The sequence below is a fragment of the Streptococcus dentasini genome (assembly GCF_053206945.1).
On record NZ_JBRUHS010000002.1, the window covers coordinates 177,825 to 190,842 of the forward strand.

Annotated in this window: 11 protein-coding genes; 1 reads left to right on the top strand and 10 read right to left on the bottom strand. The window is 42.1% G+C overall.

Annotated features, from left to right (window positions below):
• Nucleotides 1-2: 2 nt before the first annotated feature.
• The 10 genes from ACVR1G_RS02300 to ACVR1G_RS02345 all read right to left on the bottom strand — a co-directional run bounded on the left by ACVR1G_RS02300 (nt 3) and on the right by ACVR1G_RS02345 (nt 10,924).
• Nucleotides 3-1,355 (bottom strand): citrate transporter, encoded by a 1,353-nt coding sequence (locus ACVR1G_RS02300; protein WP_447451605.1) that lies wholly within the window; start codon nt 1,353-1,355, stop codon nt 3-5.
• Nucleotides 1,356-1,658: 303 nt separating this feature from the next.
• Complete coding sequence (locus ACVR1G_RS02305) at nt 1,659-2,678, bottom strand: hypothetical protein (RefSeq protein WP_447451606.1); 1,020 nt, start codon at nt 2,676-2,678, stop codon at nt 1,659-1,661.
• A 214-nt stretch (nt 2,679-2,892) separates the two neighbouring features.
• Nucleotides 2,893-3,876, bottom strand: a complete 984-nt coding sequence (locus ACVR1G_RS02310; protein WP_447451607.1) for a LacI family DNA-binding transcriptional regulator — start codon at nt 3,874-3,876, stop codon at nt 2,893-2,895.
• Between the two features lie 180 nt (nt 3,877-4,056).
• Nucleotides 4,057-4,767, bottom strand: a complete 711-nt coding sequence (locus ACVR1G_RS02315) for an L-ribulose-5-phosphate 4-epimerase (protein ID WP_447451608.1) — start codon at nt 4,765-4,767, stop codon at nt 4,057-4,059.
• Nucleotides 4,768-5,631, bottom strand: a complete 864-nt coding sequence (locus ACVR1G_RS02320) for an L-ribulose-5-phosphate 3-epimerase (RefSeq protein WP_447451609.1) — start codon at nt 5,629-5,631, stop codon at nt 4,768-4,770.
• 3 nt (nt 5,632-5,634) lie between these two features.
• Nucleotides 5,635-6,300 carry a 3-keto-L-gulonate-6-phosphate decarboxylase UlaD gene (locus tag ACVR1G_RS02325; protein ID WP_447451610.1) on the bottom strand — a complete coding sequence of 222 codons (666 nt, stop codon included), beginning with the start codon at nt 6,298-6,300 and terminating at the stop codon, nt 5,635-5,637.
• A gap of 120 nt (nt 6,301-6,420) precedes the next feature.
• Nucleotides 6,421-6,906 carry a PTS sugar transporter subunit IIA gene (locus ACVR1G_RS02330; protein ID WP_447451611.1) on the bottom strand — a complete coding sequence of 162 codons (486 nt, stop codon included), beginning with the start codon at nt 6,904-6,906 and terminating at the stop codon, nt 6,421-6,423.
• Nucleotides 6,907-7,548: 642 nt separating this feature from the next.
• Nucleotides 7,549-7,830 carry a PTS sugar transporter subunit IIB gene (locus ACVR1G_RS02335; RefSeq protein WP_447451612.1) on the bottom strand — a complete coding sequence of 94 codons (282 nt, stop codon included), beginning with the start codon at nt 7,828-7,830 and terminating at the stop codon, nt 7,549-7,551.
• A gap of 44 nt (nt 7,831-7,874) precedes the next feature.
• Nucleotides 7,875-9,335 (bottom strand): PTS ascorbate transporter subunit IIC, encoded by a 1,461-nt coding sequence (gene ulaA, locus ACVR1G_RS02340; protein ID WP_447451613.1) that lies wholly within the window; start codon nt 9,333-9,335, stop codon nt 7,875-7,877.
• Between the two features lie 473 nt (nt 9,336-9,808).
• On the bottom strand, nt 9,809-10,924 hold the full coding sequence (locus tag ACVR1G_RS02345) for a vitamin B12 independent methionine synthase (protein ID WP_447451614.1): 1,116 nt from the start codon (nt 10,922-10,924) through the stop codon (nt 9,809-9,811).
• Nucleotides 10,925-12,118: 1,194 nt separating this feature from the next.
• On the opposite strand from ACVR1G_RS02345, the gene ACVR1G_RS02350 reads away from it, so the two are divergent.
• Nucleotides 12,119-12,970 (top strand): glycoside hydrolase family 25 protein, encoded by an 852-nt coding sequence (locus ACVR1G_RS02350; RefSeq protein WP_447451615.1) that lies wholly within the window; start codon nt 12,119-12,121, stop codon nt 12,968-12,970.
• Nucleotides 12,971-13,018: the final 48 nt, after the last annotated feature.

Consider the following 13,018-nt stretch of genomic DNA (forward strand, 5'->3'; position numbering starts at 1 on the left):
CTTTAACCGAACATAAAGTAGGTAACCATAGCTAAAATAGCACTGATGACCCAACCGCTAGGGATACTAATCTTAAGGAAGTCCTTAGTCGTTACCTTGGTATAGTTGATACCCCAAATAATCCAAGACTGAGTAATACAAGATGAAATATTCATCGTAATCGTTGGCGTATACATCAAGGGAAAGAGCAGATTTGTACTAAAACCAACACTTTTCAGTATGCCTAAAGTCGCAGCTCCTGCACCAGCCAGTGTAAACGGTCCTCTAAATAAACCTAAAGGGGCTAGAATAGCAAAAGCTAGACAAATGATAAGGGTAGAATGAGGAATAACCCCTCCTAACAAAGCATTAAAGTAGGGAACAGCTAGCTCTGAGGCCTTATTAAACATGGGAATAATCAGCATGAAGCCGACCAAGGGGGCTGTGTCAATAACCCCATCATAGAAGGTTTTATTGAAGATATCACCAGTTGCCTTGAAGTTCTTGAGATAGCCGCAGATTGCCAAGGCATAAAAACTAGCAATGAGGAAACCAAGAATAACTGGAACTTGAAAGCCAATTGCCAATACAACCGGAATAAATGGTGTCAGCAGAGCCAAAGCCGGTACCCTGCCTTCTTGTTCTTTAGCAGGTGTTTTGGCAGCCCAGGCGTGAACGCGTTTCTTTCGGTTTGCAAAAATGACAATAATCATAATAGCGATTATCAGCTGAATGGCTAAGGCGATGAATCCCCAATGTAAGTAAGTTGCATTGTAGAAATAAGTTTGTTCACCCTTAGGACCTAGATAGAAAGCTTGGTACTGATTGAAGATCAAAGGGTTGATGTAGAGTCCTGATCCAATAGAGAGCATAAAAGCAACTAAGGAAAAAGTCTTAGGGACACCTAGAGTCAGCATAATCGGCAGTACGATAACACCGATAGCAACAACAGCACCTGCACCGAACATACTGGTAAAGATGGCTGTTGTTACTGCCAAGAGCAAGGTTGCTGTTATGGCAGGTTTATCGCCGCCTAACTCAACAGTTTTTTTGATAATCGATGACGCAATGCCGGTTTGTAGCATAACACGGCCAAACCATGCACCAAAGCAGAAGTTAACTAAGACTGGCCCCCAGCCTTCCGGTCCCGCTTGAAAGACATTGGCTAAAACATCTTTAAAAGACATTGTGACAACATCTTTGTTATCGGCGATAAACTGAGGATCCTTGACCAATATATTGCCAATTAAAGGAATAACGGTCCATAGAATAGCCATAATCAGCATACCAATCATCAGATTACCGCCTTTGACAGCATAAACAACTAGTCCTAGAAAAACCAGTAATAACAAAATTCCTATTAGCGTTTGAATCATGGTTCATCTCCTTTATTAAGATACGGCAGAGGTTTGTTCCCTAAGTACTGAGCACTTGGAAACAAACGAGGTTGAGACAAAAGTCCTGTTTAATATTAGCTACTTTAGATAAAACAGTTTGACGCAGTAATTGATAAGATAGGATTCGCAGATAAGTATCCTACTTGGATACTATCCGTCCACAATTTGGAGAAATTCTCTTTTCTGAAGCAACTGTAAAGCTTTACCAACTGCTTGGTAATCTGCTAGACTAACACTTTCTATACGTGGTCTGTCACCTCCTGTAAAACACGAACTAGGCTCTTAGAAAGATATCTGGTATAAAGCCACTTCATGGCGTCCATTGTTCGCAGAAAAAATGTAATTTCTACCGTTTTTTTCAAAAGCTAAGCAGTTACTTGAAGAGGCGCCCGAGTCAATCAGTTTCATCTGAATTTTATCGTCGACCTTTCGGTAGAGCATTAAATCAGCCTGATCAGATCGCCATCCAAATACAAACACTGGCTGTCCATCGAAATAGCCTGACCAGATCGAATGCCCAAAAGGAGTCTTTTGGGGATGATGAAAAATTTCTGCTGTAAAGTCATTATTCAAAACTCGCAATTTATCACCATGAAATGCTTGGATGATAACATTTTCTTTAACGCCGTTACTGTCCAAATCAATCTGGACGATATCGCTTGTTTCTTCACCAAAGAGCAAATCCAATCGCCAGTCATTTGTATCCGAATACTCTGGGTAGGTTAACTTTATAATTCCTTCAACGCCTGTTATCAAGGAATACCCCTCCTCTTTAACACTGTAGTAACCGTGATTTTTACAAAGTCTAAGCGGAAGCGTTCGTAAATCAGCCAATTGGTTATTTTGTTCGTCGAACTGTCCAACGATAATTTTTCCCTTATCGGACCAGTCTTCAACAAAACTTTTAGAATTGGCAATGGTACAACCAACAAAGAGAAGGCTGCCATCAGATTGTTCAATGAGATCAAAACGATGTAAATAGGGAAAGTCTGCCAGCTTGGAAATTGTCCAGCGCCCTTCTGAAAAGCTTCCTCTGACAATTTGACATGATTTAGCATTAAAGCCAGGGTAAAATTTTTGGGTTGCTAGGAAATCAAGAGTTCCCGGAATCTGGATGATACTCATAGTTCCTCCGATTTCATCCCAAATGACTGTCCTTTCAAAAGAACGATTGAGGTCATAAGCAAAGCAAGCATCTTCAACTTCCGAGGCTACCAGCAAATAATCGTCATCTTGATGCTGCAGTCGGGCTACCGAATAGCTAGATTGTAAAGACTCCGATAATATTTTTTTGACTTCCATTTGTACTCTATACTCCTTCCAAAATTAAAGTTAATCGTTTAACTAAATCATCAAAAAATAAATAACGTTTTTTGGTTAAACGTTTAACCTTTCTTCACTATCTCGAGTATACCACACCAAAAATATTTTGCAAGCGTTTTCTTATCTAAAATTGAAAAAGAAAAGGGAGAAACCATTATCTGCTGCCTCCCTTTCTCAAACCATTCTAAACCCATTAAAAAGATTTTCGAAGTACGATATCATTACGAACCTCGATCAGCTGAGGTTTATAAGTCTGGTCATCATGCTTAATTTTATCAATCAGGCATTCTGCTGCGACACAGCCAAGCCCATAGGAATCTTGACGGATACACGACATATTGGGATTTAGAACCTCCATCCAATCAAGATCTTCATATGAGCCCAGACCAAAATCATCAGGGTAGCGATAATCTGTTTTGTTTAGCATCTTCATAAATTCTAAAAGAGTAGGACCATTCATCATAAAGAAAGCTGTCCGCTTTTGTGCCTTTTCAATAATCGAAAAAATCTTTTTTTCTGTTTCAACCTCTCCCAGTGTAATTAACTTGGAAGGATCGCTGCTTACCGTCTCTGTAAAACCTCGATAACGGGCTTCCCGTGTAGAGATCCCCGTAATGGGGAAGGTTACAAAATAGATATCTTCATAGCCGGCAGCCTGCATTTTTTTCAAAAATTTACTGGTCGAATAGGTATTGTCGGAAACTATGGTATCCAGAGTTAGGTTCTTAGATTGCCGATCGACCATGACCATCTTTTGGTTATCCAATGTTTTAATCATGGGATTATTGGCATCGACCGAATCTAAAATAACACCAGATACCTTTTCTTGATCTAATCTTCTTAGATTATCTAATTCTTGATTTAAATCGTTATCTGAATTTGTAAAAGTAGCAGCATAGCCATGCAAGGTGCAAGTATCATTGATTCCTTTCATAACAAAAGAAATGAAAGGATTAGTAATATCAGCAATCACGACCCCAATTGTTTTAGTATCTCGCGTTACTAAACTCTGGGCAACTTTACTTGGCTGATAGCCTGTTACCTCTATGGCCTGCCTAATTTTCTCCTTTGTTGCGGGTGACATTTTCTTGTAATTTCCACTAAGGTAGTAGGATACTGTCGCCTTTGAAACACCTACTAACTTAGCAATATCGTTAATGGTCACCTTACCAAACATCGTCTTCCCCCCCACTCCTATAATGTCTCTGCCATTATATCACTTTGACTTGGAAAGAACAAAAAGGCAGGAAACCTTAAGACAACAAAGAGTTAGAAGCTGGAACAAGCATATCAGTTGAGTCTTCTCATAGAAAAATACGTTGACGACAGCAGTTGGGAGGGTGTTTACTATTAGTGATCAGTGTTCCAAGCCTTTTTGCCCATAGTAAGCATTTTTACCGTGTTTGCGCAGATAGTGTTTGTCTTTCAAAGCTTGCGGCACTTCTTCGACCTGGGGATCAACAGCCTCTGTATAACGAGCCATACGTGCTACTTCTTCTAATACGACTGCGTTGTAAACAGCGGATTTTTCATCCTTGCCCCAAGAAAATGGGCCGTGGTTACGCACTGTAACACCTGAAACGGCTAATGGCTCTAAGCTGCGTTTGGCGAATTCTTCGATGATAACCTTGCCGGTTTCTTTTTCATATTCCCCATTAATTTCCTCAGCTGTCAAGGCTCTGGCACAAGGAATAGGTCCGTAAAAGGTATCTGCATGAGTGGTTCCGTAGCAAGGAATATCACGTCCAGCCTGAGCCCAGGCCACGCCTTCAGTTGAGTGAGTGTGGACAATGCCTCCGATTTCAGACCAAGCCTTATAAAGCTCAACATGGGTTGGCAGGTCAGATGATGGATTGAGATCGCCTTCAACAATATTACCATCAAGGTCTGTCACTACCATATTTTCAGGAGAGAGCTTGTCGTAAGCAACACCTGATGGTTTAATAGCAATATAACCTTGTTCTCTGTCAATTGCCGACACATTACCCCAGGTAAATTTTACTAGGCCATGATCCGGCAGTTCCATATTAGCATCATAGACGCGTTTTCTTAATTCTGGTACTAACATTTATCGTAACCCCGCTTTCTCAATTAGTGGATAAAGGAAATCCTGCGCTTCCTTGATAGCTGCCCGTGTTTCTTCAACTGTTTCACAGTTTTCTGACCACATTTCAATCAAAAACGGGCCATTGTAATTTGTCTTCTTTAACACCCCAAACATGGCTTCCCAATCAACACAGCCTTGACCAAAAGGTACATCGCGAAATTGCCCTTTTGAGCTTTCTGTAACAGCATAAGTGTCTTTTAAGTGGAGGGCGGCGATGGAGCGATGTCCGATGTAAAATTCACTCCAGAGGTCATTGTGCCAAGCTGAAACATTACCCGTATCGGGATAGACAAACAGATAGGGTGAATCAATTTCCTTTTCAATAGCCAAATATTTTTCAATGGAATTGATGAACGGATCATCCATGATTTCAATAGAGAGGATGACTTGAGCCTCTTCTGCCCAAGTGCAGGCCTGACGCAGGTTTTTAATGAAGCGCGCCCGCGTTTGAGGCGACTTTTCTTCGTAGTAGACATCATAACCTGCCAGCTGAATATTGCGAATACCGATGTCTTGGGCAAAGATGATGCACTTCTTCATCATGTCCATGGCACGCGCTTCTTTTTTAAGATCATTGGACCCCATCGGAAAGCGACGATGGCCGCTGAAGGTAATGGTTGGCACCCGCACACCCGTTTCAAAAATAGCTTTAACTAAGTCTAAACGCTCTTCTTTTGACCAATCCAAGCGCGCCAAGCGCTCATCACTTTCATCAATAGACAACTCTACAAAGTCAAAGCCTAATTCCTTAGCAAAGTTGAGACGCTCCAGCCAAGTAAACTGTTTGGGTGTTGCTTTTTCATAAATACCGATTGGACGTGTCATAACCTACCCCCAGATTCGTTTAATTTCGTCCTTGAAGGCACATGCTGCTGCTGCCGGATCAGGAGCTTCTGTGATACCGCGGCCAGCGATGAAGGTAAAGACATCAACACCTTTAAACAGTTTTAAGGTATCGACGCTGAGTCCGCCGGTGACAGAAACACGAAAGCCCATATCAATCAGTTTTTTAACCTTATTAAGGTCTTTTTCACCCCAAGTTTCACCGGCTAAGAGCGCATCGCGTGATTGGTGGTAGATGGCTTGTGAAATTCCAGCGTCCAGCCATTGCTGTGCTTGTTCGTAAGTCCAGTCACCGTAGAGTTCGATCTGAATTTCACCGCGGTCTCCGCGGACTGCTTCGATAGCCTTGCGGGCTGCTTCCATGGTTGGAATCGTTGCACAGCAGATACAGGTCATCCAGTCAGCACCGCGGACAGCATTGTTTTTAGCTACCGTTCCGCCAGCATCGGCACATTTGGTGTCTGCGACAATAATTTTATCAGGGAAGAGACTGCGCAGAACTTCTACTAATTCGCTGCCAACTTGAAGGAGGCAAACTGTTCCAGCTTCGATAACATCGACTTCTTGGCCAACAGAAACAGCGGCCGCAATCGCACCCTGCAAATCTGAGTGATCAAGGGCTACTTGTAAATTAGGAAGAGTTTTTGACATTGTCTTGTTCCTTTCTTTTTCTAAAATATAATACCTAGCCTCTCAAGGAAAAACTAAACTACCAAACGAAACAAAGCAGCCCAGCACCCTATAGAAAGGAAGGACTCCTTGTTTTTTATACTAACTATCTAAGTCTAACCCCTCTAGATAAGGACTGTTTTTAGATTCATCAACCATAGCTAAGACTTCTTCGGCCTTGTTAGCTGCAACAAGACGCTCAATCGCGTGATCTAGTTCAAAGAGGGCTATGATTTGCGGGATAGCTACCGATGTGTGAATCTGTGAGCTAGTGGCCGCAAGGGCTAGTAGAACCTGAACTTCTTTTCCGTCTGAAAAGCGGACAGGTTCTTTAAGAGTAATCAGGGAAAAGGCATCTCGCTCTACCCCTGCTTCTGGCCGAGCATGAGGCATGGCCATACCTGGCATTAAGATATAGTAAGGACCATATTCTTTAGTAGAATCAATGATAGCTTGGTAGTATTCTTCTTTGACCGCACCGCTTTCAATCAAAGGAGTAACCGATAGTTTCACGGCTTCTTCCCATGTTGATGCTGACAATCCTAAGCGGATAGAGTCATTTTCAATAAAGGCTTGTTTTAAATTCATGCCCAACTCCTTTTATTAAGATACAAAGCCGTTAAGCGTTCCAAAGGAATTTAGGAAATGGAGTGACGATTCACTGAGAATCTAGCGACATTTATCTAATTCCACAGGAACGTAGGCGGGTTCGATTATCAAGATACTAAGCCGTTAAGCGACTCAAAGAAATTTAGGGAGCCTGACGAAGAATCCCCGAAGAATCCCCGAAGATTCTAGGAGGGCGAGTCTAATTTCACAGAGTCGTAGGCGGGTTCAATTACTAAGATACGGCAGAGGTTTGTTATCTAAGCGCTTCGCACTTGATAACAAACGCCAATCACTATGGTGAATTGGCTACCTCTCCCACTAACTTCGTTTGGTTAGTAAAATCGACTAACCAAACGGAGTGTCGCTAAGCCGCTCTACTTATCCAGTGGATAAGTGGAAATAGAAGCTGAGCTTGCACAGTATGCATCATTGGAAAACCCAGAAAAGATTTAGACAAGGAAGGATAGAGCCACGATGGTTTTCACCACCCGAAAAATTATCTAATTCATAAGATTATCTGTAAGAAGTCATAATTCACAGAAATCGTTTTTCTTCGCCCTGTTGCTCCAAGGAAAAATCTTTCTCTAGGAGTAGCCTACTTTCTCTCGCCTATATCTGAAACTATTTCAAGGCTGCTTCGAGCTTGGTTTTGATTTCATTATCATCCATGAGGTTATCAAGGCCAATCAGATGTCCATTAGTGCGCCCATCTAATTCATGAATCAGATGATTGGAGGCAACAACAATATCGTAACCGGAGGCTAAGCCTTTAGCTTCACCAACTGAACAGGAAGCCGATTCAATATCAGATACGCCTAGTTGACGAAGAGCATTTTCAACTTTCATTTTAATGACCATTGAGGAACCCATACCGTTTCCACATGCTGTAAGTACTTTAACCATAATAATATCTCCTAACTTTCATTTATTTATAATTATTGGATCCATCAATCTTCTGCAGCTACTTCACCACGATAGTAAGCCTCCTTATCTTTGGCTTTGGCAAATTGAATTTGCGGAATAGCCAATAAAAAGAGGGCAACAAGAATGTAGCCAATAAGGCTGGCATACTTGAAGAGGTAAGCAAAGGGTACCCAAGGGATCTCAAAGTCAATATTGCCGTGATAGCCGCCAAATTCTGCTAGACCAAGAAGGGCAACAGCCAGAGCTCCAACAGCAACCTGAATGACACCTGAGATGAAGGACAGGATAACCGCTGCCTTCCAGCCGCCTCGCTTATCAGCGTAAACAGCAATGGCTGCATTATCGAAGAATACTGGCACAAATCCAGTGATAATAAGAACTGGATTCTTAAAGACAATCAAGAGAATAATTGTCACTAGCTGGCCGATAAGACCGGTCGCAAATCCAAAGAGAACCGCACTGGCAGAGCCAAATCCAAAAGAAGCAGCAACATCAACAGCTGGGAAGGAACCAGGCAGCAATTTATTAGAAATTCCTTGGAAGGCGTTGGTCAGCTCACCGACAAACATCCGAACCCCTTGCATCAAAACAAAAAGATAAACTGAGAAGGTAAAGGCTGTCTGAATGACGTACATAAAGAAAGACTGTTTTGTCGGATCAAAGAGCGTACCTGTCGTGATAACCTCTTGATTAGACATGATATCGGGCCCCAGGATAGCTAGAATGGTTCCGAAGAAGACCAACATCAGGGTGGCCGAAGCAACGACCGTATCATGGAAAATATTCAGAAAAGCTGGCAATTTGAGGTTGTCTAAATTGTCTTCTTTTTTACCCAGTTTGGGGGCAACTTTGTCAGTAAACCAAATAGCGAATTGTTGTTGGTGGCCGATTGCAAAGCCACCGCCACCAGTTAAACGCTGAGTTGGTTCAACTGTCATATTAGAACTAACAGCCCAGTATAGACCGCACAAGATACCCACAGCCACTGTTCCCCAGAATTGATTACGAAAAGCTGGTATCAAGAGAATGACCATCAAAGTCACTGTAGCTGCCTGCTGCACCATGATATGACCAGTAATGAATAGGGTACGAATCTTAGTGACCTTACGAAGAGCAACCAAAAGAATATTGAAGAAAAAGCCTATTAGAAGAGCTGTCGTTGCTGTCCCGATAAATTTTGGAAGCTCCTGGGCAATTTTTTCATTGACAGCTGTCAATCCGAAATAAGGGTCAATAACAGCAGCACCAATCTTGAACTTGTAGTTTAAAGCCGCCAAGATTGGTCGGAAAGTTGTTACCAAGCCGCCAGATCCAACATCTAAGATCATATAGCCGACGGTGGCTTTGATAAAACCTGCAAATACATCATGCAGCGGCTTTTTCAATAATAGATATCCAATCAAAACTAAGATACCTACAAAGAAGGCTGGTTTTTGCAAAATGTTTTGCGAAAACCAGTTCAGAATATCAAGCAGTATAGCCATAATCCTACTCCTTTATCTAATAATTTGTTTTTCTTTATGGCTTCATTCTAACAATGTAAGCGCTTTTACAAAAGACCAAGACTCACACATTTGAGTGTTCAAAAATGTGCCCTCTGATATTTGATAGACTAGGCAGATTACTGAAAGAAAAAAATTCCCCAATAAAAAAGACCTTGACATAAGCGATTCAAGGTCTAGCTTTTGCGCAGCAATAACGTCTTATCATCATGGTTGATTTAACAGCTTGGTAAACGGTTAGGAGAAACAATGCTTACAGCACAGTGGGCTCTATCAATTCGCAGATGAAGCCGCCAAAACAATTTATGACCGGCATTTGGTAAGCCTTATCCAAAGTGTGAATAAACCCAGTAAGCTCTGCTATTGTAACCTGAGCAGTTTACCTTTCTGGACTAATTAAAAGAGAGCCTACTGGGACTCTCTTAATTGTCTTATGTTTTTTCATATGACAGCCCTCAGGACTGCCACACTTTATCCGTAATCGTGCCGATGAGTTGGAGTTTCTGCCACTGATCGGCTTCTGTTAGGGTATTGCCCTCTTCTGTCGAAGCAAAGCCGCACTGGGTTGAAAGTCCCAAATTTTCCAGCGGCACTAGTTGGGCAGCTTCTTTGATGCGGTCAATGACTTGGTCTACATCTTCTAAAGCAGGATCTTTAGACGTTATCAATCCAAGTACAATTTCAACGCCTTTGCGATTATTCCAAATATCAGTAAGAGGAGCAAAGCTGCCACTGCGGGCATCATCATATTCGAGGAAGAAAAGATCATAGTTGAGTTGACCTAAGTATTTGGCTACCGAATCGTAACCTCCCTCAAAAAGGTAGGTGGATTTAAAATTGCCACGACAGACATGAGTAGCCACAGTCAGATCAGCTGGTAAGTCAGCCAAGGCCTTGTTGATGGTATAAACATCATCTTGAGCGATTTGCTGCAGTTCTTTTGTTTTTTCTGGATCATCCTTATGGTCTTCAAACTGTTGAATAAGATAGCCCCATGTTGTGTCGTCTAGTTGAACATAGCGAGCTCCTAAGTCATAAAAATGTTTGATAGTATCGTGATAAGCCTGAGCTAAGTCATCCAGAAAGTCTGTCCATGTTTCATAGTAGTCCAGCGCCAAGTCTGAGCGGTGGTCGCGGTTAATAACCAGAGAAGGACTGGGAATAGTGACCTTAGGTAGAACACCAGCAGGTGTAATAGACTTAAGATAAGCAAAATCGCGGTAAAAAGGGTGGTCAGGATTTTCAGCTACCTTACCTGTCAGCCGCACATTCGTTGTCCTTGTTTTAGCCCCATGGAACTTATAAGAATCCTCTTGCTCATAGGCTTCAAATCCGTTTAAATTCCAAAGAAAATCAAGGTGCCACCAAGAACGCCCAAACTCACCATCTGATACAACTTTTAGACCGCTAGCAACCTCATGCTGAACCAGTTCGGCGACCAGTTTATCCTGTAGGCTCAGTAAATCTGCACGACTGATAGTTCCTTTAGCATATTGCTCACGCGCTTCTTTCAAAGCCGCAGGACGCAGATAACTGCCGACATGATCGAAATGGTACTGAATTTTAGACATAATATTACTCCTTTACTAAGATACCAAGCCGTTAAGCGACTCAAAGAAATTTAGGGAGCCCGACGAAGAATCCCCGAAGATTCTAGGAGGGCGAGTCTAATTTCACAGAGTCGTAGGCGGGTTCAATTACTAAGATACGGCAGAGGTTTGTTATTTAAGCGCTTCGCACTTGATAACAAACGCCAATCACTAGGGTGAATTGGCTACCTCTCCCACTAACTTCGTTTGGTTAGTAAAATCGACTAACCAAACGAAGGGGCGCAAGGGCGTAAAAAGCGACTAGGATTTTAGGAAGGTGACGCTGTGTGCTGGCACACAAGGAAGCTTATCTAAATCCCGAACTTTTAGCCCGTGTTCGATTATCAAGATACCAAGGGCGTCCGCGGTTCAAGCAAAAATAGGAGGTTCGACGAAGACGCTGGCGTCTAGGAAGAAACTATCTTTTTTGCACAATCCGCAGCCCGGGTTCAATTGACAAAGTATCGCTAAGACCTTAGGTCTTGCTTTACTACACAAACTACCATGGTAGTTTGCTATGCCAATTACTAACTTCGAACCTTCGGTATGATCGACCGTAGGTTCGAAGTGTCGCAATTATCAAGATACGGCAGAGGTTTGTTATCTAAGCGCTTCGCACTTGATAACAAACGCCAATCACTAGGGTGAATTGGCTACCTCTCCCACTAACTTCGTTTGGTTAGTAAAATCGACTAACCAAACGAAGGGGCGCTAAGGATATCCGCGGATCAAGCAGCAAGAGTCTGCCTTTAGAGCGCTGAACACCGCAGAGTTCTGGCGAAAAGGGTGGGCAGTCCTGTTTCACTTCCAGTTTTGTCTACAATTTTCAAAACTCGCTTTTATTTTAACACCGGTCACTATAGTTGTAAAATATATATTTTCTATGCTTGTTTATAACTGTTTTCTATATCCTCTTGTCAGTTTAAGAGAAGGTCAATCGCTGGTTTATGAGAAACTGCTTTCAAAGTTAATCGATGAAACAAGTCTCAGTTAGCTAGCAACACTTTTACTGCGAGAAAGTCAAGTTGGCTCTTATTTTCCCATCAGTCAAACTTTGCAGCAAGGGTCTCAAAAAAAGATATTACTAATTAATAATTCTTATTTTTTTAGCTTTCAAGCCGAATATCGGGCTTACGGTTTTGCTTTTTTCGCATAATTACGTTAAAATGAGATGTAATGAGAAAAAGAATTAAACCAATTGTCGTTTATGTCTTTTTGGCTCTGGTAGGGCTTTTTTTAAGTATCGCGTCTGTTGTGATAATGAACGCTCGCAGCACAGCCTTGCAAACAGCTAGGAAAAATATTCCTTCAGCTAGTTCCACCAGCCTGCCAAAGACATCTGCGTCAAGTTCGTCAGACAACGAATTAAAATTAAAGCCGATTGTCGACATTTCGGGGTGGCAGCTGCCTAAGCAAATTGATTACGACGCACTCTCAAAAAATATTTCAGGTGCTATCGTCCGTGTTTACGGAGGATCACAAATTTCAAAAGACAGTAATGCCGCTCACTCCACTGGTGTCGATAAATCCTTTAAAACCCACATTAAGGAATTTCAAAAACGTGATATCCCCGTTGCTGTTTACAGTTATGCCTTAGGGCGATCTGAAAAGGAAATGAGGGAGGAGGCTAAGATTTTCTATAACAGTGCTTCTCCTTATAAACCCACTTATTACTGGATCGATGTCGAAGAGGACACGATGAGAAATATGGACAGAGGGGTCGAGGCTTTCCGTGCAGAACTCAAACGTTTGGGAGCCGAGCATGTCGGTATTTACATCGGTACCTACTTCATGACTGAACAAGAAATTTCCGTTAAGAAATTTGATGCTGTTTGGTTACCGACCTATGGCTCAGATTCCGGTTACTACGAGGCCCAGCCTCAAACTGATGTCGATTACGACTTGCATCAGTATACATCTCAAGGCAGCTTACCTGGCTTTGATGATATTTTGGATCTGAATCAAATCAATCCTAATAAGGATGCTCGAAAGACTTTTGAGAAGCTGTTTGGAAAAATCAAGGAATAGCTTGGCAGTTGGACTAGGAAATGGCCTAGTCTTTTTTCATACAGACAA

Bases quoted from the DNA above. Each gene is read 5' to 3' on its own strand.
- ACVR1G_RS02300 (WP_447451605.1), bottom strand. From the start codon at position 1,355: ATGATTCAAACGCTAATAGGAATTTTGTTATTACTGGTTTTTCTAGGA.
- ACVR1G_RS02305 (WP_447451606.1), bottom strand. From the start codon at position 2,678: ATGGAAGTCAAAAAAATATTATCGGAGTCTTTACAATCTAGCTATTCG.
- ACVR1G_RS02310 (WP_447451607.1), bottom strand. From the start codon at position 3,876: ATGTTTGGTAAGGTGACCATTAACGATATTGCTAAGTTAGTAGGTGTT.
- ACVR1G_RS02315 (WP_447451608.1), bottom strand. From the start codon at position 4,767: ATGTTAGTACCAGAATTAAGAAAACGCGTCTATGATGCTAATATGGAA.
- ACVR1G_RS02320 (WP_447451609.1), bottom strand. From the start codon at position 5,631: ATGACACGTCCAATCGGTATTTATGAAAAAGCAACACCCAAACAGTTT.
- ACVR1G_RS02325 (WP_447451610.1), bottom strand. From the start codon at position 6,300: ATGTCAAAAACTCTTCCTAATTTACAAGTAGCCCTTGATCACTCAGAT.
- ACVR1G_RS02330 (WP_447451611.1), bottom strand. From the start codon at position 6,906: ATGAATTTAAAACAAGCCTTTATTGAAAATGACTCTATCCGCTTAGGA.
- ACVR1G_RS02335 (WP_447451612.1), bottom strand. From the start codon at position 7,830: ATGGTTAAAGTACTTACAGCATGTGGAAACGGTATGGGTTCCTCAATG.
- ulaA (WP_447451613.1), bottom strand. From the start codon at position 9,335: ATGGCTATACTGCTTGATATTCTGAACTGGTTTTCGCAAAACATTTTG.
- ACVR1G_RS02345 (WP_447451614.1), bottom strand. From the start codon at position 10,924: ATGTCTAAAATTCAGTACCATTTCGATCATGTCGGCAGTTATCTGCGT.
- ACVR1G_RS02350 (WP_447451615.1), top strand. From the start codon at position 12,119: ATGAGAAAAAGAATTAAACCAATTGTCGTTTATGTCTTTTTGGCTCTG.